Origin of the sequence: Pseudomonas sp. PvP089 (assembly GCF_017875165.1) — a bacterium.
Taxonomy (GTDB): domain Bacteria; phylum Pseudomonadota; class Gammaproteobacteria; order Pseudomonadales; family Pseudomonadaceae; genus Aquipseudomonas; species Aquipseudomonas fortuita.
On sequence record NZ_JAGGME010000001.1, the window covers coordinates 2,505,274 to 2,532,273 of the forward strand.

Here is a 27,000-nt window from a genome sequence, read left to right on the forward strand (position 1 = left end):
CAGGCCTCAGACAGCGTTGGCAATCGAAGAAGCGGCAGCACCGGAAACGGCAACCACGCGCTGGACGAAGATACCCGGGGTGATGATGTGTTCCGGGTCCAGTTCACCGAGTTCGACAACCTGGTCGACCTGGGCGATGGCGGTCTTGGCAGCCATGGCCATGATCGGGCCGAAGTTACGGGCGGCCTTGCGGTAGGTCAGGTTGCCCCAACGGTCACCCTTGTGCGCCTTGATCAGCGCAAAGTCGGCGTGCAGCGGCATTTCCAGCACGTACATGCGGCCGTCGATTTCACGGGTTTCCTTGCCTTCGGCCAGCAGGGTGCCGTAGCCGGTCGGCGAGAAGAACGCACCAATGCCCGAACCCGCTGCGCGGATGCGCTCGGCCAGGTTGCCTTGCGGGACCACTTCCAGCTCGATCTTGCCGGCCCGGTACAGTTCGTCGAACACGTAGGAGTCGGACTGGCGCGGGAACGAGCAGACCACCTTGCGCACGCTGCCCGCCATGAGCAGGGCGGCCAGGCCGATCTCGCCGTTACCGGCGTTGTTGCTGATAATGGTCAGGTCGCGGGCACCGGTTGCGATCAGGCCATCGATCAGCTCGGACGGCATGCCGGCTGTGCCGAAGCCACCGACCATGATGGTCGAACCGTCGGTGATCCCTTCCACCGCGCTGGCGATGGACTCGTACGTTTTGTTGATCAAGGCGAGCTCCTGGTTGTTCCTGGAGTAGGGTTGTCGGGCTGGCCGGCGCGTTGAAGCGATCAGGCCTGTCAGCGCTTGAAATGGGTTGCTGACTTTCGCTATAGCGTGCCGCAAGATAGGGCAACAGTAGAGGGGGTTTAGCGGAATTTGTGCGATTATCGAACTGTTGTGCGATGTGCGAGCAGTTCTGGTGGCTATTTGTCACATTTCGGACAAGGGCCTGATTTCATCTGGTTTGCGCCTCGTTGGTGCATGCAGGGCCTGGCATAACCTTTCTTGCACAAGTGCTGTGCATTCAATGACTTGAATTCCCCATTTATCACCGCTCCCGCCGTTGGCGTGCGAATTGCTATCAGATTGCCATCCGATGTCGCGTATGGTGAAGATAATGTCGCTTTCCAGTGGTTCGATGGCGTTGTCATCGAGTGAGAAGGGCTGGTTGCCCTGGTTCGGTAAAACCGGAAAGCTCAGCATGGGCTGGGCATGTCGCCTGAACCGGGCGAGCTATCCGCAGATCGAACAAACCTTCGAAGCCATTGCCCAGACCCGCATGCGTTTGTTGCATGACTGGGCGAACGAGCACTGGGAGCATTTGGCTGAACTTGCAGAACAACTCGCGCAAGGGTTCGCTCAACCCGATAGCACGCTGCTGCGGGACAAACTGGCGCAGGCCGAAGACTTTTCCGAGTTGTTTGTCGTCGATGCTGCGGGCAGCATCATCACCTCGACCTGGCCACAACGTGGTACGCCACGTATCGAGCAGACTGCAGCGCTGGCCCAAGGGCTGAAGGCGCCCTTTCTGCATGGCCCTTACAGCGACCCGCTGACCCTGCGCATCGGCCCGTCGTCTTCACGCTTCCACGACGAAGTGACGCTGATGTTCTACCAGCCGGTGAAGGCTGGCGGTAAAGTCCTTGGCTGCCTGTGCGGTCGGGTACCCAACGATGTTCTGGGTGACCTGATCCAGCGCGAGGCCGGGCATATTTTCGCCGAGTCGGGCGACAACTACCTGTTCATGGCGCAGTCGCGCTTCGACCCGGCGATCCAGCCCGGCACGGCCCTGTCGCGCTCGCGCTTCGAGGACGGCACCTTCACCCACGGCGAAAACCTCAAAAGTGGAGTGCACACGCCTTGGTCCACCGTACAGGTCCAGCGCCATACCGAACTGGAACTGCGCTTCACCGACCCCTCCACGCGCGAACTGCACCCTGGGGTAAGGGAAACCATCAGGCGTGGTGCCAACCTGTTCGTGACCTACCCGGGTTACTCGGATTACCGCCACGTACCAGTGGTCGGCAAGGGCGTAACGTTCCAGTTGCCGGGCTCGCCTGACCGCTGGGGCATGATGTGCGAAGCCGACCTGGAGGAGGTCTACCGCCGCCGCTCGCTGAGTCATGGGTTGATGAAACCCTATGTGGCGACCATGGCCGGGTTGTTCGGCTGCAACTACCTGGTGCAGCACTATGCCGGCCTGGCGCAAGGGCTGAACGATGTTGTTCTGGGCTTGAGCATGCTCGGCGCCACGCTGTTGTTCGGCGTATTTGGGCCCAAGCGCCTGGCTGCCAGGCTTAATGGCATGAGCGGCGTGCTGCGTACCATCGCCGAGGGTGAAGGCAACCTGCGTCAGCGCCTGGACACCAGCACCCTGGGCAATGACGAGAGCGGCGATATGGCGCGCTGGATCAACAGTTTCATCGACCGCCTGGACGCGGTGGTGGGCCAGGTGGTCAAGGCCAGCCGCACGGTCGGCAGTACCAACCAGATGATGCTCGGGCGCAGCCAGGCGGCCAGCGTGAGCTCCGCCGATGTGGCTGATGCGGTGCATCAGATGATGATCATCATGGAGGAGCAGCTTGGCGAACTGCAGCAGGCGTCGGTCAGCGCCGAACAGATGAAGCAGGCCATGGACGAGGTGGTCAGCCGTGCCCGCGAGCAGTTTCTGGCGGTGCAGGCAGGCACCCAGTCCATTCGCGATGTGGTGGCGCGCTCGTCATCCAGCGTGCAGCGGCTTGACAGCCGCATGGTCGAGATCGACAACATCACCGGGCTGATCAGCGACATCACCAACCAGACCAACCTGCTGGCGCTCAATGCCGCCATCGAGGCGGCGCGCGCCGGCGAGCATGGTCGTGGTTTTGCGGTGGTGGCCGACGAGGTGCGCAGCCTGGCCGCGCGAACCGCGCGCGCGGCCGAAGACATTCGCCACATGGTCGAGAGCCTACAGGGCGAAACCCGCCAGGCCGTCAGTTTCATGGAGCAGGGCGTACAGGACGTGGACAACAGCCTGCGCCTTGCCGAAGACGCTTCGTCCGAGAACGTCCAACTGCACCAGGCCGTGGAAAGCATGTTCGCCATCATCCAGCAGCTCAACCGGCGAAGCGTGGAATATGGCAAGACCATCGAGCAGGTCAACCAGTCCTCCAGCGAGATGCAGCAGACCGCGGTGGTGCTGCAGAGCAGCGCGCAGAAGGTGCGGGTGGATGCTGGCAAGCTGCAGAAGCTGGTAGGGCAGTTCGAGGTCAGCGGTGAGGGTAAGGGGGCCGCTGCAGCTTGAGCACAAGATCGGGTGCGCGAAACGGTTCGTGCATGCGTACAAGGCATGCCGTGCCCTCGGGCAATGCATCATGCATTCCAGCTTCAGGCATCATGTACCCAGCCCCATCCAGAAAGCTGAACCCGTCAAATGCCAGACTCCATCAAACCCAACCGCGCCATCTATGACCTGGACATGCTCCGCACCGTGGTCATGGTGGCCGACTGCGGCAGTTTCACCACCGCTGCCGCGCGCCTGCACTCCACCCAGTCCACGGTCAGCCAGAAGGTGCGCCGGCTGGAGGAAATGGTCGGCCAGCAGCTGCTCGACCGCAGCAACCGCGAGGTGCACCCGACCGATGCGGGGGAAACCCTGCTGGGGTATGCGCGGCACTTGCTGGCGGTGAGCAGCCAGTTGACCGAAGCCATGTCGGGCGGGGTGACGGTGACCGTGCGCATCGGCCTGCCGGACGATTTTGTCGCGGGCAAGACGATGCAGGCGCTGGCGGCGTTCAACCGCCGCAACCCGACGGTAAAGCTGGAAATTACCGGAGGGCTTAGCCGGGACTTGATGAGCACCTATGACCGTGGCGAGCTGGACCTGGTGCTGATCAAGCAGCGGCGCCACAGCCGTGAGGCCAATGCGTGCCAGCCGGAGCGCATCGAATGGATCGACAGTGCGCAGTACCCGTGTTTTGCCCAGGACCCGATTCCGCTGGTGACCTTTCCGCCACGCGGGTTGTACCGGGATGACATGATCGGTGCCGTCGAGGCAATGGGGCGCAGTTGGCGGATCGCTTTTACCAGTTCGAGCCTGGCGGGGATTCAGGAGGCGGTGGCTAACGGGTTAGGGGTTAGCCTCTTGCCGTCGCGGGTAGTGACGGGTGGGCATCGAGTGCTCGGGGCGGAGCAGGGGTTCAAGCCTATCAAGGTGTTCGAGGCGGCGATTTTTCATCGGCCTACCGCAGACCCTATGGTCGTGGCGCTGGCCGAAATCCTGATCGGGATCTTGCGGGCTGAGGCGGAGTAAGAATGCGCCTTCGCTCAGAGTGCAAAGTCTGAAACCGAGTCGCGTACTTTGTGGGAGCAACTGTCTTGCTCAAATCTGAAAGCTTTCGCGATCACTGTGGGAGCGGGCATGCCCGCGAACACGGGCGAAGCCCGTGCCATCCACCGCGCCGCCTGCTTCGCGGGCTTGCCCGCTCCCACAAGGGGGCGCGCAGGGCTTAAAATCTGTGCTCTGCCAGGGGTTTTAACGGTGGATTTCCGTGGCGAACTGCGCAGCCTTCAACTGCAACTGTGCAGGCCTGCCCCAGAACGCGCCGTGGCGCACGATCACCCGTTCATGAATGGCCGCTGCCACCGCCGCAGCAGCATTCGGTGCCCTGAACAGAACGAAGCTGGCCTCGTTACCAACCTTCAACCCATAGTCCTGCTTGCCCATCACCCCGGCACTGGCTTCGGTCGCCATTTCCAGCGCAACCCGCAGCTCCTCATCGGTATTGAAGCCCGAGCGGTAGCTGACCAGCATGGCCCTTTGCAGCATGTCGCCATTGCCGTAGGGCCACCAGGCGTCCTGGATGTTGTCGTTGCCGGTAAATACCCGCACGCCGCCGTCACGCAGGCGCAGTACGGGGGGAAACGCATGTTCGCCGGGGGCGTTGGTCATGATGGAGATGCCTGCGCCGGCCAGCACTTCGGCCGTGCGGTCGACAACAGCATCGGATACGTCGCCCAGGCCATAGGCGTGGCTGACCGCCACCAGGCCTTGCATGCCCAGTGCCTGGGTGCGCGCAGCGATGCGTTGGAGCTGAGCGATGCAGATGTCGCCGGGTTCGTGCAGGTGGATATCAACCTTCACGCCATGGCGCTCGGCGATACCGAACACGATGTCCAGTTGGGCGTCGGCGTCGCCATCCAGTGTGGTGGGGTCGATGCCGCCGACCACCTGCACGCCTTCGCGGATGGCCGCTTCCATCACTTCAGCCGTACCGGGGCAGGTCACCACACCGGCCTGAGGGAAGGCCACCAGCTCGATGTCGAGCAGGTCTTTCCACTTGTCCCGGGCTTGGAGCATGGCGTGCAGGTTGGTCAGGCCGGTGGTGGCGTCTACGTCCACGTGGCAGCGCATCGCCAGGGTGCCGAACGAGGCAGCTTGGCACATCAGCGCATCGGCGCGCTCGACGATGGGTGGGGCACTGGCCAGTTCGCGTTTTTCCACGGCCAGGCGCTCGCGCAGGCTGGCCACGGGTTGGTGCGGTCGCCAGCGGTCGCCGACAAAGCTCTTGTCCAGGTGAATGTGGCCATCGACAAAGCCTGGCAGCACCAGCAGGCCTTCGAGGTCGATGGTTTCACGGGCTGGGGTGCTGGCGCGTTGCGGGCCGATGTGGGTGATGCGGCCGTTGGTTACGGCAATGTGCAGGGGCTTGCCATCGGCATCGATAGCGTTGATGAACTCACGGTCGTTCATGATCGGGCCTTTTTTACGGAGGCTTGGGTGACGTACCACGGTAGGGGGGATGTGGGCCTGTCTCCAATTAATTATCAGGATCGGGTGCAGTGCATTTCTGGATGCAGGCAGGGGATGCTGACCTGTATTAAAAAGCCCACTGACGTGGATGCCGATAATTAACTTTCAAAGCCCGCAATGTCGGCCCACGATTGCCACCGAGACCCGCCTCGCCGCCAGCTACGGCGCCCTTCGGGCAGGTCGCCACACACAATAAAAACAAATGCCGTGTCGGGGTCCCCATGACGCAAGATTCCAAGCTGCTGCGTGCCGCGCTGATTTTCATCGCCTGTACTTCCTTCATCGTCTGTGGCGTACAACCCATCTTCATGGGTTTGGTCACAGAGCAGCTGAGCCTGTCACTCGATCAGCAGGGCTGGGTGGTGTCGGTCGAGATGATCGGCATGACCCTGGGCACCTTGCTTTGCCCGGTGCTGATGAAGCGCCATGGCGGGCGCAGCCTGTGCCTGTTCGTTGGCGCGCTGTGCGTGGCATTGAGCATCGCGACCGCCTTTGCCACCACCAACACCGTGCTGCTGATCGTGCGCCTGGCGGCCGGCACCTGTGCGGGGCTGGTGTATGCCTATGCGGTGTCCACGCTGGGCCGCTTGCCCAACCAGGACCGTTCGTTCGGGTTGATGCTGTTGCTGCAAACGCCCGAGTACTCGTTGTTTTCCGCAGCGCTGCCGCTGCTGGCCGCGCAAAGTGGCACGGTGACCGCCTTGTGCGCGTTCGGCCTGTGGTACTTGCTCATCTGCGGCGCCAGCCTGGTGCTACCGCGTCGCCCGGCGGCGTTGCTGGCCAGTGGCGAAGCCTCACCTGCCCAGAGTGGTTCGGCGCGCACGGGGCGCACTGCGCTGGTGGGCATGCTGTTCATGCAGATCGCCATCTACTGCGTATGGGGCTTCATCGACCAGTTGGCGCGAGACCAGGGCATCAGCGGCGTCGATATCGGCTGGGCATTCGGCCTGTCGGCCCTGGGTGGTTTGCCCGGGGCGGGGCTGCCTAGCCTGCTGGGGGCGCGGGTCAATCGCCAATTGATGATCGCCGTAGGGCTGGTGGCGGTGTTCATTTCCATCGCCATGCTTACGGGGCATACCCGCACGCCAATGCAGCTGCTCGTTGCGTTGTTGCTGATCAACTTTGGTTGGGTGCTGTCGTTGTCGTACTACATGGCGCTGATTACCACCAACGACCCGACTGGCAAGCTCACACCGCTGGTCAGCATCACGTTGATGGGGGCGGCAGCGGTGACGCCGGCGCTGATCGCCATGCTGGTGGAGGGCTCCAACCAGCAGCTGATTTTCCTGTTGGGTACCGGGGCGTTGGCGATTGCCTTCGCGGTCACTTGCCTTGGGGCAGGTCGCAGGGGGATGTCCAGCAAGGCCGCTTACTGAGCATACCCCTGGTGGCAGCCAATACCGGCCCAGGCTTCAGCCCCCGGCAATCGGCTCCGGCAAGCCCTTTACGCCGGGGTTGAGCGCGAACACGCCGCCGGCCAGGGGCTGGTCGCTCAGGTCGATGCCTTGTGGGCGAATCGACGTCACGAACAGCGTATCCAGCTGCGGGCCGCCGAATGCGCACATGGTCGGTTTCTTTATCGGTAGCGGCAGGGCGCGATCCAGCTTCCCTTCGGGGGTAAAGCGCAGTACCTGACCGGCATCGATCGCGCAAATCCAGTAGCAACCCTCGGCATCTACCGCAGCCCCGTCCGGTCGGCCGGGGTGCTGGTTCATGTCGACGAATATTCGGCGGTTGTGCGGTGTGCCGCTGTCGATGTCGTAGTCGAAGGCCCAGATCAGCTGAACGCTGGGGTGCGAGTCGGAGACATACAGTGTTTTGCCGTCCGGGCTGAACGCCATGCCGTTGGGCACGATCAGCTCGTCCAGTCGTGCTTGCATTGGCTTTACCGTTGCGTCCGCCGTTGCGTCATATCGGTAAAGCGCACCCACCGGCTCGGCGCCCATGTTTGTTTGCATCGTACCGGCCCAAAAGCGCCCCTGGCGGTCACAACGTCCGTCATTGAAACGCATGCCGGGCCTCGCGTGTTCGACGCTGGTGCGCTTGTCGACAACCAGGCGACCGTCAGCCTGGGGGGTGAGGTGAAAGATCCCGCTCTCCATGGCCCCAAGCCAGTGGCCTTGCTGGCTACGGACGATGCAGCCGAGCATTTCGTCTGCGGCCCAGTGATGTGTCTGGCCGTCTGGTTGCCAGCGGTGCAGGCGGCCTGCCGATATATCTACCCAGTACAAGGCATTTTCCTGCGGGTGCCAGACCGGGCTTTCGCCTGTGGCATTGCGTGCATCGGTAATCAGTTCGGCTGTCATGGAAGAATTACGCGCTCCATCAGGGTTTAGTCGTCAAAAGGGCCGGCAGCGGTGAAGGCGCCACCTTGCAGGTGGGCCGTCGGGTCATCTGTAGCGGGCTTTGGCTGCTGCTCCAGGGCCGGGCGGAAGCGCTCGGCACTGTCCTTCGGATTGAAGTCCAGGTGTGCGGCGTGGCGGTTGCTCCACCAGAGGTCGCGGTTGGCTGAGACACCGTACACCACGGTATGGCCGACGTTTTCGGCGAGCAATGCGCGATCTACCAGATGCGCCAGGTCGCCGTAGCTCAGCCAGGTGGACAGCATGCGCACATTGCGTGGTTCGGGGAATGAAGAGCCGATGCGCAGGCTGACGGTTTCGATGCCGTAGCGGTGGAAGTAGAACGTGGCCAGGTCTTCGCCGTAGGCCTTCGACAACCCGTAGTAGCAGTCTGGTCGGCGCGGCGAATGCGCATCTACCTGTTCGCCTTGAGGGTAAAAGCCGGTGACATGGTTCGAGCTGGCGAACACCACGCGCTTGATGCCGTGCTTTCGGGCGGCCTCATAGATGTGGAAGGTGCCGACGATGTTGGCTTGCAGAATCTCTTCGAAGGCACGCTCGGTGGAGATGCCGCCCAGGTGCACGATGGCGTCCACATCCTCGGCCAGGGCCAATACGCCGGCCTTGTCGGCCAGGTCGCAGTTGATGACTTGCTCATGCTCGCCCGCAGCCGCTGCCATGGGGCTGATGTCTGATACGCGCACGAGGTTGGCGTGTGCTTGCAGTGCTTGGCGAAGCACTTGCCCGAGCCCGCCGGCGGCGCCGGTGAGCAGCAGGCGGTTGAAGGGTTTGCGGTTGGTCGTGGTCATTGTCGGATGCCTTTTGCTGAAACTGCATGAGGGTGCCGTGGTGCAACGACACCGGCATGGTCGGGCGGTTGCCCTTACAGGAAGTTGTACTGGATACCCAGGCGCCAACGGGCCTGGCGATCGTCCGTGTAGCTGTTGACCTTGATGTCACCCACTTCCATGAATGGCGCCCACTGTTTGTTGAGCTTGTACTTGATGATCAGGTTCTGCTCGTAGTCCTGCTTCTTGTTGTCGTAACGGATGTAGTCGGTGGTGAAGTGGATGTACTGGTATTCGAATGCCCACGGGCCGCTGGGGGTGTAGCCGAGCCAGCCTTCAAGGCGGGTGGTGTTCTGGTTGTCCTTGGCGCGGTCCGCTTTGCTGTGGTCGACCTGATCCCGGTCGAGGCTGCGTGCGTCGTGGCGTACGCGGGTGGCGACGTACCAGGTGTCGCTGAGCTTGTAGTTGTACTTCAAGCCGAACTTGTAGGTGGTTGCGTCCTTGGAACTGTCCATCTGGAAGGCGGGGGTCCAGGTCGACCGGGGGCTCATCTTGTAGTTGTAGTCCACGGTGAACTCATGGCCGTTGTTGACCATGTTGTCGTAGGCGACGTCTTCGCGGTCGCCGGCAGTTTTGTATTTGATTTCTGCGGCAAACCCCAGGCCGCTGTCCTTGCGGTAGCTCAGCTTTATCCGGTCGGAGTGAATGCTGTCGTCTTCGGTGTACCCATGCCGGTAGTTGATGCTGGCGGAGTCCGCGCAGGCGTAGAACGACAAGCCGAGGGTACTGGCGGCGATAAGGCGGCGAAGTGTGTTGTTCATGCGATCTCTTTTTTTGTTTTTGTTGAGGACGTGATGAGGCGTGTGATCGGGATGAGGTGGGTGGGGCGCTCCGTGATTTTTCAAATAAGTTATCGTACGACCAGGGGGCTGTCTACGAAATATTGAAATGTTGTCTGATCACTCTGATAGAAGGCTCTAAATCAGTAGTTGTGGCTTTTGTTGAGCTTTGTGATGGGGATCACATGGTGGGGTTTAGCAGACTATTCACGACTATTTCGTCGGTTTGAAGTGGTGCTTTTCAAATGTTGTATGATGACGTAGGATTGCCCCCAGAGCGTGACTCACCCGCCACAAATCCAATAAGAAGGCTCAGACGTCCATGATCATTACTGCTGTAAACGTCCAGGTGTTTTCCTACCCCACGCGCCGCGCTGTAGACAGCGCCGGCCATGCCCATCCGGGCGACGTGACCCAGGCCAAGATGGCCTTGCTGCGAATCAAGACTGAGTGCGGCAACGAAGGCTTCGCCTTCGGCGCTCCCGAGCTGATCCGCCCGTACGTGCTGGATGGCTTCGTGCGCAAGGTGCTGGTCGGCGCCAATGCCTTCGACCGCGAAAAAATCTGGCACGACCTGGCGCACTGGCAACGCGGCAGCGCAAGCCAGCTCACCGACCGCGCCCTGGCACTGGTCGAACAGGCCCTGTGGGACTGGGCCGGGCGCAAGCTCAAGGTGCCGGTGCACAAGCTCATCGGTGGCTACCGCGACAAGGTCCCGGCTTACGGTTCGACCATGTGCGGTGACGAGCTGCCGGGCGGCCTGTCGACCCCTGAAGAATACGGCCGCTTCGCCGAGACCCTGGTCAAGCGCGGCTACAAGGCGATCAAGCTGCACACCTGGATGCCGCCGGTGTCGTTCGCCCCGAGCGTGAGCATGGACATCAAGGCCTGCGCCGCCGTACGTGAAGCGGTCGGCCCCGACATCGCGCTGATGATCGACGGCTATCACTGGTACAGCCGCACCGAAGCGCTGACCGTCGGCCGTGCGCTGGAGAAGCTGAATTTCGCCTGGTTCGAAGAGCCGATGATGGAAGACTCGGCCGAGTCCTACGCGTGGCTGGCCGCCCAGTTGGACATCCCCGTGCTGGGCCCGGAAAGCCTCGGTGGCAAACACCTGAGCCGCGCCAGTTGGGTCAAGAACGATGTCTGTGACATCCTGCGCGCCGGCGTTGCCGGGGTCGGCGGTATCGCCCCGTGCCTGAAGGTCGCGCACATGGCCGAAGCGTTTGGCATGGATTGCGAGATCCACGGCAACGGCGCGGCCAACCTGGCGGTGGTCGGCGCGATCAAGAACTGCACCTGGTACGAGCGCGGCCTGCTGCACCCGTTCCTCAACTATGACGAAGTACCGGCCTACCTCAAGCGCCTGGTCGACCCGATGGATGAAGACGGCTTCGTGCACCTCTCCGACCTGCCTGGCCTGGGGGAGGAGATCGACTTCGACTACGTCGAGACCAACACGCTGCAGAGCTTCTGATTCGTGCATGGCGGCACGCCTTGGTGCGTGCCGCCCGAGAGTCCAATAACTATAAAAAGGCTATCTCACATGAGCGTTCTCCCCAAATTCTGGGCGGGGGTCCTGGCCGCATCGCTGGCGATGACGTCGGTACCTGCCGCTTTCGCCAAGACCCCCGCCGACCAGTTGATCGTCGGCATGAGCATGATCAACCTGCTGTCGCTCGACCCGGCCGCCGCCACCGGCCTGGATGTCTCCGAGGTCAATGCCAACCTCTACGACATGCTGCTGGTGCAGGACGTCAAGCAGCCGGACCAACTGGTACCGGCTCTGGCGCAAAGCTGGCAGGTTAGCGACGACCGCAAGACCCTGACCTTCACGCTGCGCCCCGGCGTGACCTTCCAGTCGGGCAACCCGCTGACTGCCGAAGACGTCGCCTGGTCGTTGCAGCGCGTGCTCAAGCTCAATCTGGCCCTGGCCTCGACATGGAAGGCTTACGGCTTCACCGCCGGCAACGCCGCCCAGTACCTGCGCGCCGCCGACGAGCACACCTTTGTCCTCGAGCTGCCGCGGCCAACCGACCCGATGTTGGTGCTCAACACCCTGGCGACCTCGCCCAGTGCCTTCATCCTCGACCGCAAAGTGGTTCAGCAACACCAGAAGGGCGACGACATGGGCGGCGCTTGGCTGACTACACACGCCGCCGGAAGCGGCCCGTTCATCCTCAATGACTGGCGCGCCAACGATGTGATCCTGATGAGCCGCTACGACGGTTACTGGGGTGGCCCGGCCAAGCTCAAGCGCATCGTCATGCGCAACATGACTGAGTCGCAGTCGCTGCGCCTGATGGTCGAGCGCGGTGACCTGGACCTGGCCAAGGGCATGTCCGCACCCGACATCGAAGCCCTGGAGAAGTCCGACAAGGTGCGCACACAGACCGTGCAGCGCGGGACCCTCTACTACGTTGCCCTGAGCGTCAAGAACAAGCCCTACGATGACGCCCGTGTGCGCCGCGCGGTGCGTTCGCTGATCGACTACCAAGGCATCAACCAGACCGTCATGCCGCACTACGGCCAGCTCAACCAGCGCCCATTGCCGCTCGGCCTGCCGGCACGGCTGGACGATCCGGGCTACACCCTGAACGTCGCCGAGGCGAAAAAACTGCTGACCGAAGCCGGTTACCCGAATGGCTTCAAAACCACCATCCGCGTGCTCACTGAGCCGCCATTCATCAACATCGCCTCCAGCCTGCAGGCGACCCTGGCTCAGGCCGGCATCCAGGCGACCATCGTCACCGGCACCGGCAACCAGATCTACGGCGCCATGCGCGAACGCAGCTTCGACATCCTGGTCGGCCGCGGCGGTGGCGGGGCCGAGCGTCATCCGCATTCGAGCCTGCGGACCCTGGTGTACAACCCGGACAACCGCGACGAAGCCAAGCTGAGCAACTTCCAGGGCTGGCGCACGTCGTTCTACAGCCCCGAATTGAACGCGCTGATCGAGCAGGCCGAAGTCGAGCCTGACAAGACCAGGCAACTGGCCCAGTACCAGCAGATCCAGAAGACCCTGGACGCGCAGGTCGGGGCGATCCTGCCGGTGTCGCAGATGACCGACACCGTGGTGGTCTACCACGATGTTCAGGATTACCAGACCCACAGTGCGGCCACCACCCGCTACAAAGACGTCTACAAGTCGCGATGAGCGGGAGCGGGGCGTGCGCGCCCCGAACGCCTCGGTGTTGGCTGAACGCATTTTCAGGAGCCTGTTATGTTAGTTTCGACTGCCTCTGTGCTGGGCACGCGCGTGTCTGGCACTGCCCGCCGGGCCAGCACGGTCCTGGTGACCCTGCTCGGTCTTTTGGCGCTGACCTTCTTCATTGGCCGGGTGATGCCGCTGGACCCGGTGCTGGCCGTGGTCGGTCCGGACGCCGACAGCTCCACCTACGACCAGGTGTACCGGGCGATGGGCCTGGACCAGCCGATCTGGGTGCAGTTCGGGCTGTACCTCAGCGACCTGCTCCACGGTGATTTCGGCAACGCCCTGCTGACCGGCCACCCGGTGCTGGACGACATCAAGCGGGTGTTCCCGGCGACCATCGAGTTGGCCACCCTGGCAATCCTCTTCGGCATCGTCATCGGCTTGCCACTGGGCGTGGTCGCGGCCAGTAACCAGGGCCGCCTTGGCGACCATGTGGCACGGGTGATCACCCTGTTTGGTTACTCCACGCCGATCTTCTGGGTCGGCATGATGGGGCTGCTGGTGTTCTACGCCTGGCTCGGCTGGGCCGGCGGGGCAGGGCGCATCGACCTCGCCTACGACGGCATGGTGCCGGACATCACCGGCCTGCTGCTGATCGACACGGCCCTGGCCGGCGACTGGGAAGCCTTCACCAGCGCGCTGCGGCACATCGTCCTGCCGGGGCTGATCCTGGGCCTCAACTCGGTCGCCTACATCAGCCGCATGACCCGCAGCTTCATGCTCGAACAGCTGTCCCAGGAATACATCATCACCGCCCGGGTCAAGGGCCTGTCGCGCCGCCAGGTGGTCTGGGGCCATGCGTTTCGCAACATCCTCGTGCAGCTGCTGACGGTGGTCGCTTTGGCCTACGGCTCGCTGCTCGAAGGCGCGGTACTGATCGAAACGGTGTTTGCCTGGCCCGGTTTTGGTCAGTACCTGACCAGCAGCCTGATGCTCGGTGACATGAACGCGGTGATGGGCTGTGTGCTGGTGATCGGGCTGATCTTCGTCGCCCTGAACCTGATCAGCGACGCCCTGTACAAGGTGTTCGACCCAAGGACCCGTTAAGCCCCGCGCGGCCAGCGCGAACACAGTGCATGACTATAAAAACAAGGACAGCCACATGAAAACTGTACTTCCGATCCTGCGCCTGAGCCTGCTGGGTGCGATGCTGGCACTGGGGCCGATGGCCGCCGTGCAGGCCAAGACCCCCGCCGACCAGTTGATCGTCGGCATGAGCATGGTCAACCTGTTTTCCATCGACCCGGCCAACGCCCCGGGCCTGGATGCCTCCGGGGTCAACGCCAACCTGTATGACACGCTGGTCAAGCGCGACCAGGGCAACCCGGAAAAACACCTGCCACAGTTGGCCGAACGCTGGGAGATCAGCGAAGACGGCAAGCAGGTCACCTTCCACCTGCGCAGCGACGTCAAGTTCCATTCCGGCAACCCGCTCACCGCCGAAGACGTGGCCTGGTCGCTGTACCGCGTGATGAAACTCAACTTCGGCCTGGCCACCACCTGGAAGGCCTACGGCTACAGCGTCGACAACATTCAGGGGCTGATCCGCGCCACTGACCCGCACACCCTGGTGGTCGAGCTGCCACAGCCCGCCGACCCGCTGCTGCTGATCGACTCGCTGGCAATCTCGCCCAGCGCGGTCATCGTCGACCGCCAGGAAGCCTTGAAGCACGAGAAGGACGGCGACCTGGGCGCCGCCTGGCTAGTCACCAACGAGGCCGGCAGCGGCCCGTTCACCCTGACCAAGTGGAGCGCCAACGACGCCTTGGTGATGACCCGCTTCGACGGCTACTGGGCGGGCCCTGCAAAAATGAAGCGGGTGCTGGTGCGGCACATGACCGAGTCGCAATCACTCAGGCTGATGCTCGAGCGCGGTGACCTCGACCTGGTCTACGGCATGGCCGCGCCAGACATCAAGGCCATCGAGCGCTCGCCCAAGCTGCAGGTGCAACCGCTGCAGCGCGGCACCATGTACTACGTGGCGATGAGCATGAAGCAGCCCGAATTCGCCAACCAGAAAGTCCGCGAAGCAGTGCGCAACCTGATCGACTACAAAGGCATCGACGAGCAAGTCATGCCGCACTACGGCATGCTCAACCAGCAGCCGATGCAGCTTGGCCTCGACGCCCGCCTGCCGGACCCAGGCTACAAGATGGATGTCGCCAAGGCCAAGGCGTTGCTGGCCGAAGCCGGCTACCCGCAAGGCTTCACCACCACCATCCGGACCTTGTCCGAGCCGCCGTTCATCGACATCGCCGCGCGCATGCAGTCGACGCTCGCCGAAGGCGGGATCAAGGCCAGCATCGTCACCGGCACCGGCAACCAGGTGTATGGCGCGATGCGCGCGCGCAACTTCGAGATGATCGTCGCGCGCGGTGCCGAGCGCTACCCGCACCCGTACTTCAGCCTGCGCACCTTTGTCTACAACCCGGACAACAGCGACAGTGCGGGCCTGCCCAACTTTCAGGGCTGGCGCGCGTCGTTCTTCGATCAACAGCTCAATGCGCTGATCGACCAGGCGGGCGTCGAGCGTGACGCCGCCAAGCGCGTGAGCCTGTACCACCAGGCCCAGCAGCGCTACGACCAGCAGGTCGGGCCGATCATGATGCTCTCGCAGATGACCGACACCGCGGTGAGCGCGGTGGACGTCAAGGGCTTTACCGGCGATGACGCCGAGGCGACCCGTTACCTGGGCGTCTACAAGCAACGCTGAACCTGTCCGGGGGCGCCAGCGGGCGCTCCGGGCGGCCATGATTTCACACCGAGAACATGCCGATGATTGCCAACATGTCTTCTACCCAAGCAAGCGCCAAGCCGTAGGCCGACACCACGCCGGCTTCCAGCCTCGACGCCTTTTACAAAAGCAGCCTGCGGGTGCTGCGCCACCTGTTGCGCAACCCCATGACCCTGGCCGGGCTGCTGGTGGCCGTGCTGCTGATCGTGGTCGCCACCTTTGCCCCGTGGATCGCCACCCATGACCCGGTGGTGCAGAACCTCGCCAATGCCCTGCAGGCTCCCGGTGCCGCGCACTGGTTCGGCACCGACGAATACGGCCGCGACATCTTCAGCCGGTTGGTCTACGGCTCACGCATCACCCTCTACATCATTACCCTGGTGACCGTTATCGTCGGACCGATCGGGCTGTTCATCGGCACTGTGTCGGGCTACTACGGCGGCATCGTCGACACGGTGTTCATGCGCATCACCGACATCTTCATCTCGTTCCCCAGCCTGGTCCTGGCACTGGCGTTCATCGCTGCCCTTGGCCCTGGCCTGGAGCATGCCGTGGTCGCTATCGCGCTGACCTCGTGGCCACCGATCGCACGGCTGGCAAGGGCTGAAACCCTGTCGCTGCGCAAGGCCGACTTCGTTGTCGCGGTCGAGCTGCAGGGCGCCTCGTCGACGCGCATCATCCTGCGTCACATTGTGCCGATGTGCCTGTCGTCGGTGATCATCCGCCTGACCATGAACATGGCCGGGATCATCCTCACCGCCGCGGCGCTGGGCTTCCTCGGCCTTGGCGCACAGGCGCCGCTGCCGGAGTGGGGCGCGATGATCTCCACCGGTCGACGCTACATGCTCGAATGTTGGTGGCTGGTGGCGGTACCGGGTGCGGCGATCATGCTGGTGAGCCTGGCGTTCAACCTGCTGGGCGATGGCCTGCGGGACATTCTCGACCCGCGTAGCGAGTAACTGGAGGCTTTATGTCGTCGCTCAAACTCAACGTCGAAGCGCTCAACGTACGCTTCGTCAACGGCAAGAAAGAAATGCACGCGGTGCGCGATGTGTCGTTCACCCTTGGCCGGGAAAAACTGGCCATCGTCGGCGAGTCCGGCTCGGGCAAGTCGACGGTCGGGCGCAGCTTGCTCAAGCTGCACCCCGGCAGCACGCAGATCACCGCCAAGGCCCTGCAGTTCGGCGATGTCGACCTGCTCAGCGCCAGCGAAAAGGCCATGCAGAAGATCCGTGGCCAGCGCATCTCGATGATCATGCAAGACCCCAAGTACTCGCTCAACCCGGTGGTCAAGGTTGGCGACCAGATCGCCGAGGCGTACCTGGCGCACCACAAGGCCAGCCGCAGCGAGGCACGCGAGCGGGTCATGCTGATGCTGGAAAAGGTCCATATCCGCGACCCGAAACGCGTTTACAACCTGTACCCGCATGAAGTCAGCGGCGGCATGGGCCAGCGCATCATGATCGCCATGATGGTCATCACCAACCCGGAGGTGATCATCGCCGACGAGCCGACCTCGGCACTCGACGTGTCGGTGCGCCAGCAGGTGCTCAACGTGCTCGAAGCGCTGGTGGTCGAGCAGCAGATGGGGCTGATCTTCGTCAGCCACGACCTCAACCTGGTGCGCAACTACTGTGACCGGGTGTTGGTGATGTACGCCGGGCGGGTGGTCGAGTCGCTCGCCGCGTGCGACCTGCAATATGCCGAACACCCGTATACCCGTGGCCTGCTGGCGGCCTTGCCGAGCATGGACAACCGCCGCCCGCGCTTGCCGGTGCTGCAACGCGACCCGCTCTGGCTCACCTGCTGAGGTAACTGACATGTCCATGATCCAAGCACAATCGCTGAACCTGAGCTTCGGCGTTGGCGCCACACTCAACCAGGTGCTGCACGACGTCGACCTGACCGTCGAGGACGGCGAGTCCTTCGGCCTGGTCGGCGAGTCGGGCTCCGGCAAGACCACCGTGCTGCGCTGCCTGGCCGGCCAGTACCGGCACTGGAGCGGGGCGCTGAGCATTGCCGGCGGTGCGTTGCAGCACAAGCTGCCCAAGGAGCATTTTCGCAAGGTGCAGATGGTCTTCCAGGACCCCTACGGCTCGTTGCACCCGCGGCACACCATCGACACAGCCTTGCGCGAGCCGCTGACCATTCACGGCATGGCTGATCGCGACGACCGGATCAACGACATCCTGGTCAAGGTCGGCCTCAATGACAGCTTCCGCTACCGCTATCCGCACCAGTTGTCGGGTGGGCAGCGCCAGCGTGTGGCGATTGCCCGTGCGCTGATCCTCGAGCCGCGTGTGTTACTGCTGGATGAGCCGACCTCGGCGCTGGATGTCTCGGTGCAGGCGGAAATCCTCAACCTGCTGGCAGACCTGCGCCAGCGCGAGAAGCTCACCTACCTGATGGTGACCCACGACCTGGGGGTGGTCAGCCACCTGTGCGACAAGGTCGCGGTGATGCAGCAAGGGCGCATCGTCGAGCGCCTCGACAGCCAAGCGTTGAGCCAGGACCTCGCCCGTCATGACTACACCCGCATGCTGGTCCAGGCCAGCCGCGACTTCAGCGCCGAATCGCCGCGCGCCGCCTCTGCCTGAACCCCTCCCAAGCCTTGCGCCTGAGCCAGCGGGGCAGGGCGCACTGGGCTGCCGATCAAGGAATCCACCATGCCTCATTGCATTATCGATTGCCCGGCCAGCTTGGCTGAGCGGGTTGGCGAGCAGACGCTGCTGGCCGCCGTGCACGACGCCATCGATGCCAGCGGGCTGTTCAAGCCCGGCGACATCAAGGCGCGGCTGAACACCTTCAGCCATTACCGCTGCGGCGCCGGGCAGGATGATTTCGTGCATGTTGCACTGTACCTGTTCGCCGGGCGCAGCGCCGAGCAGCGGCGCAGCCTCGCCTCGGCGGGGGTGGCGGCGCTGGTCGGCCTGCTGCCCGAGGTCGAGGCGCTATCAATGGATGTGAGGGAAATGACCCGGGAGACCTTCGTCAACCGCAGCCAGTACCTCGAGCAAGCCGCGTTGACGGCCTGAGCCACGCGGCTCGGCCGCGCAAGCGTGGCGTTATCAATGGCAAAAACAAGGAAGATAAAAACCATGCCGTATGCACACCCTGCTGTCGCTGCACGCAAACACCCACTGGCGCGTGCACTGCTAAGTGCCCTGGCCATGGGCTGCAGCCTGCCGCTCTTGGCGCTGGACGCGCCCGCCAAACTCCTGGTGCCGACGCTGGCCTACGATGAGCAACAGATCATCCTGGTCTGGGAGAAGCCGGCCGACCACGCCGAGATCGTCGATTACCATGTCTATGCCAATGGCAAGCTGCTCGGTGGCAGCAACGCCAACAATGACCAGGTCTCACCGGCCAAGCCTTACATCGACCACTTCTACCAGCAGGACACGCAGAACTTCCATCACCGCATCGCCATTCACAGCTTCACCGCCCAGGGGCTTGCGCCCGATACCGAGTATCGCTTCACCGTGCGCTCGGTCGATAGCAAAGGCAAGGAGTCTGCTGATAGCCCCGTGGTTGTGCAGCGAACCACGGCCGTACCGGCACTGTTCAATGTGCAGCGCTACGGTGCCAAGGGCGATGGCAAGGCGCTCGACACGGCCGCCATCCAGCGTGCCATCGACGCTTGCAGCAAGGACTGCAAGGTGCTGCTGCCTGCCGGCACGTACAGGAGCGGGGCGCTCTACCTCAAGAGCAACATGACCCTGGAAATCGCCGAGGGCGCTACCCTGCTGGGCTCCGAGCGTGCCGAGGACTACCCGCGCGAAGGCTATATCCAGTACCCGTATTCCACCACCGTGCGCCCGGCCTCGCTGATCAACGCGTTGCCGCGCGACCCGCAGGCGCATCAGGCCTTCGAGAACATCCGCATCGTTGGCAAGGGCACGATCGACGGCAATGGCTGGAAGCGTAACCCGGATGTGCTCGACGAGCGCGGGCGAGCCTTGCCCTTCTACCTAGCCAGCGACAACACCCGCTACATGCACGATGGCGTGCTGGCCAAGGCCCAGGTGGAGCGGGCGGTGGCCGAGGGCATGAACGTCAAGGACGCTTACGGCCAGATGCGCTCCTCGCTGATCACCCTGCGCAATGTGACAAACGTGTTCTATGGCGGCTTCACGGTGGTCAACCCGGCCTATCACGGCATCATGAACCTGGAGACGCAGAATGTGGTGCTGACCAACACCACGCACCGTACGTACGACGCCAACAACGGCGACGGTATCGAGTTTGCCAACAGCCGCGGCGCCCTGGTGTTCAACAACTTCTTCGACACTGGTGACGACTGCGTCAACTTCGCCGCCGGCACCGGGGCTGATGCGATCCACCAAAAGGCGCAGGAAGATGCCTGGATCTTCAACAACTATTTTCGCAAAGGCCATGGAATGATCGTGGCGGGCAGCCATACCGGCGCGTGGATTCAGAACATCCTGGCCGAAGACAACGTCTCGGATGGCACCGATGCCGGGCTGCGCATGAAAAGCACCAACTTCATGGGCGGTGGCGCACGCCACGTGACCTTCCGTGATTCGGCCATCCGCAATACGGCGAAACAGGCCTTCATCTTCACCCTGGATTACAACGACCCGAATGCCAAGCTCGATTACAAACGCTCGACGGTGGCGGGGCAGTTTCGGGATATCACGGTCAGCGACGTAAGCGTGGAAAATGCCCGCACCGCTGCCATCGAGGTGAAGGGCGATAGCAGCCATGACGCCTGGCATCAGGGGCTGGTGTTCGAGCGTGTACGTTTCAGCGGGCCGGCCCCGGTCAAGATCGATGGCCTGAAAGATTCGCGCTTCGTCGGGCTTCGCTTCACCCACACCGGGGGCGCCAACCCTTGGCAGGTACAGGGCAGCCAAGGGCTGGCCTTCACGGATGTGGAGCCTGCGCCTTAGCTTCAGGCCTCGCTGTAAAAAGCCTGTAGCCGTTGCGCCTCACGCAGGCGCGTACGGCTGTTGCTCAGGTGCAGGTACATGGCAGCGCGCGCCGCATCAACCTGGCGGCTGGCGATGGCATCGTAGATCTGCTGATGTTCGGCGTTGATACCGGCCAGGTAGGTGCTGCGGTTGCTCTGGCCGGTGTAGGCAGAGTTCATGCGCGTGCGGGGGATCATCTTGGTGCCCAGATGCTTCATGATATCGATCAGGTACTGGTTGCCTGCGGCCTTGGCAATTTTCAGGTGGAACTGGAAATCAGCGTTGGTGGTGCTGCCGGATTTTTCCGGGCCCTGCATCAAGGCTTCAAGTGCTTGATGCAGTTCTTCCAGCGCTTGCGGCGTGGCCCGTTCGGCGGCCATGCCGGCGGCTTGCACTTCAAGGCTCAGGCGGTATTCCAGCAGATCGAGCACATCGGACAGCAGGCTGATGGTTGCCGGCCCCACGTTGAAGCTCTCCGGTGCCGGCATGTCCAGCACGAAGGTGCCGACACCATGGCGAGTCTCGACCAGGCCCGCGGCCTGCATGCGTGATAAAGCCTCGCGTATCACCGAGCGGCTGACACCTTCGGTTGCGATTAGCGTGGCTTCGGTGGGCAGCTTGTCGCCACGCTTGAGTGTGCCTTCGCGCATGCGCTCGGCGAAGCGTTCGACCAGCGCTTCGGCCAGGCGGCGGGGCGGTTGAGAGGGGCTGGCGGTGTGGTCTGGCATTGCTGTGCTCGCGTCTGAACAGCGGCCAGTATAGTGCGTTTTGGCACCAGGCTGCGGGTATACTCCGGGGTCTTCCGCTTATCAAGGGTTCACACAATGGCATCCGCCACCCCGGAAAAACGCCTGAATCTCGCCCAGCAACTGGTGCATGACCTGTCGCAGCAGATTCGCTCGGGTGAATTGCCAGCGGGTAGCAAATTGCCCACCGAAGAAGCTGTGACCAAAGCGCGAGGCGTAAGCCGTACCGTGGTGCGTGAAGCCATTTCTCGGTTGCAGGCCGAAGGCCTGGTCGAAACCCGTCGTGGTATCGGTACCTTCGTTGTAGACGCCATCCCGGCAGGTGACTTCCAGAGTACCAGCCCTGGAATGGGCGATGCTTACAACGAGGTGGCGATCATCGAGCTGCGGCTTTGCCTGGAGGTCGAGGCGGCTGCCATTGCTGCCCAGCGTGCTACCGCAGGGCAACTGGCTGCCATGCGGGCGGCGCTGGATGAGGCTGTTGATACGCAGTCAGCGCCCTGCATGCGAACCGACTTCGAGTTTCACCTGCGCATAGCCCAATGCACGGGCAACAGTTTTTTCATCGACACCATGACCCACCTTGGGCATACCTTGTTGGCGGTGGCGCAGCAGGCCATGCCGGCGTGCGATGCCCAGCAGCGGGCACTGGAGGCGCTGGAGCGCGAGCAAGTGCATGCCGCGGTCACCCGCAAGGATGCCGGTGCTGCCCGTGCTGCCATGCGGCTGCACCTGGTCAACTGCCTGACACGCGCCCAGCGAAGCATCGCCCAAGACGAACGGGGTGCCGAGCCGTAGGTGGCAGCACGGTGCACAGCCACACCGTATCCCCGGCCCTGGCCCGTTGCCGTGCCCTGTCGCATGTTCAGCTCCCCCGCGTTTATCGTGTCAGCCCAGCCGAAAAAGCCGCGCAATGGCCCAACGTCTGTGGCAGTGTTGGGTATCTGGCCAGCCCCCTCAGGGACCGACATGCAAACTCGCAAAACCGGTGTTCGCGCCCAACAGGCCGACCGCACCCGGGACAACATTCTCAAGGCTGCGGTGAAGGTCTTCAGCAAGGAAGGCTTCACCGGTGGGCGCATCGAGCAGATCTCCACACTGGCCAAGTCCAACGACCGGATGATCTATTACTACTTCGGCAGCAAGGAAAAGCTGTTCATCAGCGTGCTGGAGCACATCTATGCCAGCTTCAACCAGGCCGAAGCCAAGCTGCGCATCGACCTCGGCGACCCGGAACAGGCCCTGCGTGAGCTGGTGGCGTTCATTTGGGACTACTACGTGCGGCACCCCGAATTCGTCACCATTCTCGCCACCGAAAACCTGCATCAGGGCCAGCACGCGCGCAAGTCGCAGAACCTCAAGGCGCTGTCCGGCGAAGCGGTGGGCGTGCTGCGGCCGATCATTGAAGCAGGCCAGGCCAAGGGCCTGTTCCGCGACGACATCGACATCACCCACGCCTACCTGATGATTGCCTCGCTCTGCTATTTCTATAATTCCAACCGCCATACCCTCAGCTCGTTTCTGGCCGTGGACCTGGCCGACAAACAGGCCAAGGCCGACTGGCTGGCGTTTATCAGCGACCTTGCCCTGCGCGGCCTGCGCCGCTGACGCTCAGTGGCTGCCGGGGTTGGCGCGCACCTGCGCGGCCTTGGCCGCCAGCCCTTGCCAGGCCGGCTTGTCGGCAGCGAAGCGCTGGCGCAGATAAGCTGCCAGGTCGGCGACCTGGCGGTCCGACAGGCTGTCCTTGAAGCCGGGCATGTAGCCCAGGTCACGGGTGGCCGGGGTGGCAATGCCGTGCAGCACCACGCGCAGCAGGTTGTCCGGCAGAGCGCTGTGGACGTTGCTGTTGACCGCCATCGACGGGCTGACGCCAAACAGCTTCGGCCCCAGCCCATCGCTGTGGCAGGCCATGCACGCGCCTTTGAATACCCGCTCGCCGTTGCTCAGCGACACCTGCGTGTCCACCTGGGGCGCGGCCTTGGTGGCCACTGCCTGCGGCTCGCCGTCGAGTGAGCCGAGGTAGTGGGCAATGGCACGCACGTCACGCTTTGGCAGGGTGGCCAGTTCGCTGACCACCGGGCCCATGGGGCCGGCCGCCACACCGTGCTTTTCGGAGAAGCCGGTGCTCAGGTAGCTGAACAGCTCGTCTTCGCTCCACGGCGTGGATGATTTGCCCAGCGCATTCAGGGCCGGGGCTTCCCAGCCATCGACCATGCCGCCGGCCAGGTAGCTGCTGCCGCCTTTTTCCGCCCCCATCAGGTTGCGCGGCGAGTGGCAGGCTGTGCAGTGGCCCAGGCCGTCGACCAGGTAGGCGCCGCGGTTCCACTGCGCACTGCGCTGCGGGTCGGGCTGGTATTCGCCGCGTTGCAGAAACAGCGCATTCCAGCCGGCCATGAGCGGCCGCTGGTTGAACGGGAAGCGCATCTGGTTGGCGGGTGCTTCCTGGCGTACCGGGGTCTGCGACATCAGGTAGGCATACAGCGCCTGCATGTCGGCATCGTTGATGTTGCGAAACGAGGTGTAGGGAAAGGCCGGGTACAGGTGCCGACCGTCGCGGCTGATACCTTCGCGCATGGCCCGCTCGAAGGCGCCGAACGACCAGCGGCCGATGCCGGTTTGCGGGTCGGGCGTGATGTTGGTGCTGTACAGGGTGCCGAACGGCGTTTCCATCGCCAGCCCACCTGCATTGACGTTGCCACCGTTGACCGTATGGCACACGGCGCAGTCACCGGCCGCGGCCACCTGGCGCCCGCGCTCGAGCATCGCGGCGCTCCAGCTGCCAGCGCCTGGCGGGGTTACCGGGGCGATTTCGGCGCGCCAGGGCAAGGCGGTGGCGAGCACACCCAATGCAGCGCCGAATACCCCGGCCAGCGAGCCGAACCACCACTTTGAACGTTTGGGCGTGGGCTGCGCTGGTGCATCAGGGCCCTGACGTTGGCCATCGAGGGCGGCACGCACCCGTTCTGCCGTGATCGGCAGCTCGCGAAAGCGAATGCCGGTGGCGTCAAAAATGGCGTTGGCGATGGCCGCCGCGCTGGGTACCGAGGCCGACTCGCCACTGCCCATTGGCGGCTCGTGCTGGCGGGGCAGCATCATCACGTCGATGGCCGGCAGTTCGGGGAAGGTCAGGATCGGGTAGCCGCCCCATTCCTTGCTGGCCACCGTCGACGCTTCGAAGCTGACCTGTTCCTTGAGCACCCGGCTGGTGGACTGGATGACGTTGCCGTGGATCTGATGCCGCACGCCTTCAGGGTTGACCATCATCCCGGCATCGTGGCCGATCACCACGCGGGTGACGGCCACTTCACCGGTGCGCCGGTCCACCGCGACATCGGCCACCCATGCCGCCCAGGCCGCGCCAAACCCTGGGAACTTGCTATGGATATAGCGCGCGTAGGCAAAGCCCCTGCCGCGCAGCACGTCACCTTCGGCCTGCGCCTGCATGGGGCGGGTATGCGGCTGCCATTCGGCGCGTTCGGCGGTGGCCTTGACCAAGTCGATGGCGCGCGGGTCGGACAGGTGCCTGAGGCGGTATTCGACCGGGTCGACGCCAGCGGCAAAGGCCAGCTCATCGATGTACGACTCGTGGGCGAAGCTGTTGGGCATGGCCGACACGCCACGCATCCACGAGGCACGTACCAGTGGCGTCATGTCGTTTATGGTGACGCGCATGTGTTCGTAGTCATAAGGCGGGATCGAGGTGCGGTCGCCCATTTCGAACAGGGCCGGCACCGGCTCCACGGCGCCGGTCAGCAGCAGGGCCAGGGTGGGGGCGCCATTGGACGGGTAGCTGGTCTGGAAGTCATAGGCGGCCACGCTGCCATCGGCGTTCAGGCCGCCGTCGATTTCCATCAACTGCGCAGTGCCCTTGGGCTCCCACACGTGCTCCTGCTCGCGGGTCAGCTGCACCCGCACCGGGCGCTGTACCGCGCGCGACAGCAGCACCGCATCGGCGCACACGTCATCGGCGCAGTTGCGACCATAGCAACCGGCGGCCTCCATGCGAATGATCTCGATGCGGGCTTCGTCGCACGCCAGCAGCCAGGCCAGGTCGGCGCGCAGCAGGTGCGGGTTCTGCGTGCCGGACCACACGCGGATCGGCCCGTCGGTGAAATCGGCCAGCGCGCACGACGGGCCGATCGATGCGTGCAACTGGTACGGCCATAGGTAGCTGCGGCTCAGGCGCTGGCTGGCATTGGCGAGGCCACCGTCAACATCGCCCTGGTCCAGCACGGTACGTTGTACGCGCGGGTTGTCGCGGATGGCCTGGGCGACATCGCTGAGGTCGGGCAGTTTGCCTGTGAATGGCTTCCAGCTGATTTTCAGCGCCTGGGCTGCGCGGATCGCTTGCTCTTCGCGCTCGGCCACCACGCCGACAAAGTCGCGGATGACGACCACGGCCACCACGCCGGGCAAATGGGCGATGGACGATTCATCCACCGCCAGCAGGCTGTTGCCGACAAAGTCGCCACTGTCGTGGCCGGCGTAGGGCGGGCGGATCACCCGGCCGTGAAGCATGCCGGGCAGGCGCATGTCATGCACATAGGCCAGCTCGCCGGTGGCCTTGCCGGGGATGTCTACCCGTGCGGTGCTACGCCCGACCAGGCGGTAGTCCTCGATGGCTTTTAGCGGGGCATCGTCGGCAATGGGCAACTGGTGGTTTTCGCCTTGCACCAGTTCGGCAAAGCTCAGGGTGCTGCCGTTGCTGGCAATGACTGCGCCGTTTTCAATGCGCAGCGCTTCGGCCGCGCAGCCAAGCCGTTGCGCGGCCTGTTGCAACAGAAAGCGCCGCGCCGTGGCGGCCGCCTTGCGCAGTGGCACGGCAGAAATCTGCAGGGTGGCGCTGGCAATGGTCGCGCCCTGGTTGGGGGCCCGCTCGGTGTCGCCCAGCACCATGTGCACCTGGTCCATGCGCAGGTCCAGCTCCTCGGCGACGATTTGCGCCAGCGAGGTACGGATGCCAGTGCCCAGGTCGACGTGGCCGTTGAAGGCGTAGACCATGCCGTCGTCGCTGACAGCGATAAACAACGCCAGCTCGCGCGCCTTGACCACAGGGGTAACACCCTTGGCCACGGGGCCCGAGGGAGGGGTGATCTGGTCGACGATCAGCAACACACCCGTCTTGGCCAGCAACTGGTCGCGGCTGGGCACCTGTTGTGAGTGGTTCATGCTTTCCTCCGGGGGGCGGCGGCGCGGCGCACGGCGCGCAGGATTTCGACGTGGGTGCCGCAGCGGCACAGGTTGCCGGACAGTTCGTTGCGAATCTGTTCGTCGCTGGGGGCGGGAATGCGGTCGAGCAGGGCCTTGGCGGTCATGATCATGCCGTTCATGCAGTAGCCACACTGGGCGGCCTGTTCGTCGATAAACGCCTGTTGCACCGGGTGTGGGGCGGCCTTGCTGCCCAGCCCTTCGAGGGTGGTGATATCGCGGCCCGCAGCACCGGCCAGGGGGATGACGCACGAGCGCGCGGCCACGCCGTCGATGATCACCGTGCACGCCCCGCATTCACCCAGGCCGCAGCCATATTTGGGCCCATTCAGGCACAGGTCGTTGCGCAGGATCAGCAGCAGCGGGGTGTCGGGCATGGCGCTGACTTCGACAGGCTGGCCGTTGATCCGCAGGGAGATGGTTGTTTGCAT

21 protein-coding genes and 1 pseudogene are annotated in these 27,000 nt (G+C 63.6%); 14 read left to right on the forward strand and 8 right to left on the reverse strand.

The features are described 5' to 3' along the window. Positions 1 to 6: 6 nt before the first annotated feature. Positions 7 to 702: a 3-oxoacid CoA-transferase subunit A gene (locus J3A71_RS11495; protein ID WP_016488002.1), complete on the reverse strand. Its 696-nt coding sequence runs from the start codon at positions 700 to 702 to the stop codon at positions 7 to 9. A gap of 388 nt (positions 703 to 1,090) precedes the next feature. On the opposite strand from J3A71_RS11495, the gene J3A71_RS11500 reads away from it, so the two are divergent. Further along, complete coding sequence (locus J3A71_RS11500; protein WP_031311758.1) at positions 1,091 to 3,256, forward strand: methyl-accepting chemotaxis protein; 2,166 nt, start codon at positions 1,091 to 1,093, stop codon at positions 3,254 to 3,256. A gap of 129 nt (positions 3,257 to 3,385) precedes the next feature. Beyond that, positions 3,386 to 4,264, forward strand: coding sequence for a LysR family transcriptional regulator (locus tag J3A71_RS11505; protein WP_060517124.1), 879 nt, complete (start codon positions 3,386 to 3,388; stop codon positions 4,262 to 4,264). Between the two features lie 222 nt (positions 4,265 to 4,486). Here J3A71_RS11505 and J3A71_RS11510 read toward each other — a convergent pair whose 3' ends face one another. Then, positions 4,487 to 5,704 (reverse strand): amidohydrolase family protein, encoded by a 1,218-nt coding sequence (locus J3A71_RS11510; RefSeq protein ID WP_023047272.1) that lies wholly within the window; start codon positions 5,702 to 5,704, stop codon positions 4,487 to 4,489. Between the two features lie 281 nt (positions 5,705 to 5,985). On the opposite strand from J3A71_RS11510, the gene J3A71_RS11515 reads away from it, so the two are divergent. Then, positions 5,986 to 7,140: an MFS transporter gene (locus tag J3A71_RS11515; protein ID WP_096426449.1), complete on the forward strand. Its 1,155-nt coding sequence runs from the start codon at positions 5,986 to 5,988 to the stop codon at positions 7,138 to 7,140. A 36-nt stretch (positions 7,141 to 7,176) separates the two neighbouring features. Here J3A71_RS11515 and J3A71_RS11520 read toward each other — a convergent pair whose 3' ends face one another. The 3 genes from J3A71_RS11520 to J3A71_RS11530 all read right to left on the reverse strand — a co-directional run bounded on the left by J3A71_RS11520 (position 7,177) and on the right by J3A71_RS11530 (position 9,715). Further along, positions 7,177 to 8,070: an SMP-30/gluconolactonase/LRE family protein gene (locus J3A71_RS11520; RefSeq protein WP_096426448.1), complete on the reverse strand. Its 894-nt coding sequence runs from the start codon at positions 8,068 to 8,070 to the stop codon at positions 7,177 to 7,179. 26 nt (positions 8,071 to 8,096) lie between these two features. Further along, positions 8,097 to 8,915, reverse strand: coding sequence for an NAD(P)-dependent oxidoreductase (locus J3A71_RS11525; protein WP_095115601.1), 819 nt, complete (start codon positions 8,913 to 8,915; stop codon positions 8,097 to 8,099). A 74-nt stretch (positions 8,916 to 8,989) separates the two neighbouring features. Continuing rightward, the gene (locus J3A71_RS11530) at positions 8,990 to 9,715 is read right to left on the reverse strand and encodes an oligogalacturonate-specific porin KdgM family protein (RefSeq protein WP_095115599.1); all 726 of its coding nucleotides are present in this window, start codon (positions 9,713 to 9,715) and stop codon (positions 8,990 to 8,992) included. 340 nt (positions 9,716 to 10,055) lie between these two features. Here J3A71_RS11530 and J3A71_RS11535 point away from each other — a divergent pair, with 340 nt between their 5' ends. The 9 genes and pseudogenes from J3A71_RS11535 to J3A71_RS11575 all read left to right on the forward strand — a co-directional run bounded on the left by J3A71_RS11535 (position 10,056) and on the right by J3A71_RS11575 (position 20,594). After that, positions 10,056 to 11,210 (forward strand): mandelate racemase family protein, encoded by a 1,155-nt coding sequence (locus J3A71_RS11535; protein WP_016487993.1) that lies wholly within the window; start codon positions 10,056 to 10,058, stop codon positions 11,208 to 11,210. A gap of 69 nt (positions 11,211 to 11,279) precedes the next feature. After that, a complete protein-coding gene (locus J3A71_RS11540) occupies positions 11,280 to 12,890 on the forward strand; it encodes an ABC transporter substrate-binding protein (protein WP_019472022.1) in 1,611 nt (536 codons plus the stop codon). Between the two features lie 66 nt (positions 12,891 to 12,956). Further along, positions 12,957 to 13,994, forward strand: coding sequence for an ABC transporter permease (locus tag J3A71_RS11545; RefSeq protein WP_095115597.1), 1,038 nt, complete (start codon positions 12,957 to 12,959; stop codon positions 13,992 to 13,994). A 55-nt stretch (positions 13,995 to 14,049) separates the two neighbouring features. Then, the gene (locus J3A71_RS11550) at positions 14,050 to 15,660 is read left to right on the forward strand and encodes an ABC transporter substrate-binding protein (RefSeq protein WP_016487990.1); all 1,611 of its coding nucleotides are present in this window, start codon (positions 14,050 to 14,052) and stop codon (positions 15,658 to 15,660) included. A 62-nt stretch (positions 15,661 to 15,722) separates the two neighbouring features. Further along, positions 15,723 to 16,640: pseudogene (locus J3A71_RS11555) on the forward strand (ABC transporter permease). Positions 16,641 to 16,651: 11 nt separating this feature from the next. Beyond that, positions 16,652 to 17,491 carry an ABC transporter ATP-binding protein gene (locus J3A71_RS11560; protein WP_031311759.1) on the forward strand — a complete coding sequence of 280 codons (840 nt, stop codon included), beginning with the start codon at positions 16,652 to 16,654 and terminating at the stop codon, positions 17,489 to 17,491. Positions 17,492 to 17,501: 10 nt separating this feature from the next. Further along, a complete protein-coding gene (locus tag J3A71_RS11565) occupies positions 17,502 to 18,278 on the forward strand; it encodes an ABC transporter ATP-binding protein (RefSeq protein WP_028613317.1) in 777 nt (258 codons plus the stop codon). A 69-nt stretch (positions 18,279 to 18,347) separates the two neighbouring features. Continuing rightward, positions 18,348 to 18,716 (forward strand): 5-carboxymethyl-2-hydroxymuconate Delta-isomerase, encoded by a 369-nt coding sequence (locus J3A71_RS11570; RefSeq protein WP_016487988.1) that lies wholly within the window; start codon positions 18,348 to 18,350, stop codon positions 18,714 to 18,716. A 63-nt stretch (positions 18,717 to 18,779) separates the two neighbouring features. Then, a complete protein-coding gene (locus J3A71_RS11575; RefSeq protein ID WP_096426446.1) occupies positions 18,780 to 20,594 on the forward strand; it encodes a glycoside hydrolase family 28 protein in 1,815 nt (604 codons plus the stop codon). A gap of 2 nt (positions 20,595 to 20,596) precedes the next feature. Here the strand turns inward: J3A71_RS11575 and J3A71_RS11580 are convergent, their stop codons facing one another. After that, positions 20,597 to 21,343 (reverse strand): FadR/GntR family transcriptional regulator, encoded by a 747-nt coding sequence (locus J3A71_RS11580; protein WP_016487986.1) that lies wholly within the window; start codon positions 21,341 to 21,343, stop codon positions 20,597 to 20,599. A 96-nt stretch (positions 21,344 to 21,439) separates the two neighbouring features. Here J3A71_RS11580 and J3A71_RS11585 point away from each other — a divergent pair, with 96 nt between their 5' ends. Both J3A71_RS11585 and J3A71_RS11590 read left to right on the forward strand, forming a co-directional pair. Beyond that, entirely contained in the window at positions 21,440 to 22,159 is a 720-nt protein-coding gene (locus J3A71_RS11585) for a GntR family transcriptional regulator (protein ID WP_096426445.1), read from the forward strand. 171 nt (positions 22,160 to 22,330) lie between these two features. Next, entirely contained in the window at positions 22,331 to 22,969 is a 639-nt protein-coding gene (locus tag J3A71_RS11590; RefSeq protein ID WP_096426444.1) for a TetR family transcriptional regulator, read from the forward strand. A 3-nt stretch (positions 22,970 to 22,972) separates the two neighbouring features. Here the strand turns inward: J3A71_RS11590 and J3A71_RS11595 are convergent, their stop codons facing one another. Both J3A71_RS11595 and J3A71_RS11600 read right to left on the reverse strand, forming a co-directional pair. Beyond that, positions 22,973 to 26,530 (reverse strand): molybdopterin cofactor-binding domain-containing protein, encoded by a 3,558-nt coding sequence (locus J3A71_RS11595; protein WP_096426443.1) that lies wholly within the window; start codon positions 26,528 to 26,530, stop codon positions 22,973 to 22,975. After that, complete coding sequence (locus J3A71_RS11600; RefSeq protein ID WP_096426442.1) at positions 26,527 to 27,000, reverse strand: (2Fe-2S)-binding protein; 474 nt, start codon at positions 26,998 to 27,000, stop codon at positions 26,527 to 26,529. Before J3A71_RS11600 ends, J3A71_RS11595 begins: the two co-directional genes overlap by 4 nt.

Excerpts from the sequence above, each read along its gene's own strand:
- J3A71_RS11505 (WP_060517124.1), top strand. The coding sequence starts at position 3,386 with ATGCCAGACTCCATCAAACCCAACCGCGCCATCTATGACCTGGACATG.
- J3A71_RS11570 (WP_016487988.1), top strand. The coding sequence starts at position 18,348 with ATGCCTCATTGCATTATCGATTGCCCGGCCAGCTTGGCTGAGCGGGTT.
- J3A71_RS11595 (WP_096426443.1), bottom strand. The coding sequence starts at position 26,530 with ATGAACCACTCACAACAGGTGCCCAGCCGCGACCAGTTGCTGGCCAAG.
- J3A71_RS11545 (WP_095115597.1), top strand. The coding sequence starts at position 12,957 with ATGTTAGTTTCGACTGCCTCTGTGCTGGGCACGCGCGTGTCTGGCACT.
- J3A71_RS11525 (WP_095115601.1), bottom strand. The coding sequence starts at position 8,915 with ATGACCACGACCAACCGCAAACCCTTCAACCGCCTGCTGCTCACCGGC.
- J3A71_RS11535 (WP_016487993.1), top strand. The coding sequence starts at position 10,056 with ATGATCATTACTGCTGTAAACGTCCAGGTGTTTTCCTACCCCACGCGC.
- J3A71_RS11590 (WP_096426444.1), top strand. The coding sequence starts at position 22,331 with ATGCAAACTCGCAAAACCGGTGTTCGCGCCCAACAGGCCGACCGCACC.
- J3A71_RS11515 (WP_096426449.1), top strand. The coding sequence starts at position 5,986 with ATGACGCAAGATTCCAAGCTGCTGCGTGCCGCGCTGATTTTCATCGCC.
- J3A71_RS11585 (WP_096426445.1), top strand. The coding sequence starts at position 21,440 with ATGGCATCCGCCACCCCGGAAAAACGCCTGAATCTCGCCCAGCAACTG.
- J3A71_RS11580 (WP_016487986.1), bottom strand. The coding sequence starts at position 21,343 with ATGCCAGACCACACCGCCAGCCCCTCTCAACCGCCCCGCCGCCTGGCC.
- J3A71_RS11500 (WP_031311758.1), top strand. The coding sequence starts at position 1,091 with ATGTCGCTTTCCAGTGGTTCGATGGCGTTGTCATCGAGTGAGAAGGGC.
- J3A71_RS11600 (WP_096426442.1), bottom strand. The coding sequence starts at position 27,000 with ATGCAAACAACCATCTCCCTGCGGATCAACGGCCAGCCTGTCGAAGTC.
- J3A71_RS11560 (WP_031311759.1), top strand. The coding sequence starts at position 16,652 with ATGTCGTCGCTCAAACTCAACGTCGAAGCGCTCAACGTACGCTTCGTC.
- J3A71_RS11575 (WP_096426446.1), top strand. The coding sequence starts at position 18,780 with ATGCCGTATGCACACCCTGCTGTCGCTGCACGCAAACACCCACTGGCG.
- J3A71_RS11540 (WP_019472022.1), top strand. The coding sequence starts at position 11,280 with ATGAGCGTTCTCCCCAAATTCTGGGCGGGGGTCCTGGCCGCATCGCTG.
- J3A71_RS11520 (WP_096426448.1), bottom strand. The coding sequence starts at position 8,070 with ATGACAGCCGAACTGATTACCGATGCACGCAATGCCACAGGCGAAAGC.
- J3A71_RS11530 (WP_095115599.1), bottom strand. The coding sequence starts at position 9,715 with ATGAACAACACACTTCGCCGCCTTATCGCCGCCAGTACCCTCGGCTTG.
- J3A71_RS11565 (WP_028613317.1), top strand. The coding sequence starts at position 17,502 with ATGTCCATGATCCAAGCACAATCGCTGAACCTGAGCTTCGGCGTTGGC.
- J3A71_RS11550 (WP_016487990.1), top strand. The coding sequence starts at position 14,050 with ATGAAAACTGTACTTCCGATCCTGCGCCTGAGCCTGCTGGGTGCGATG.
- J3A71_RS11510 (WP_023047272.1), bottom strand. The coding sequence starts at position 5,704 with ATGAACGACCGTGAGTTCATCAACGCTATCGATGCCGATGGCAAGCCC.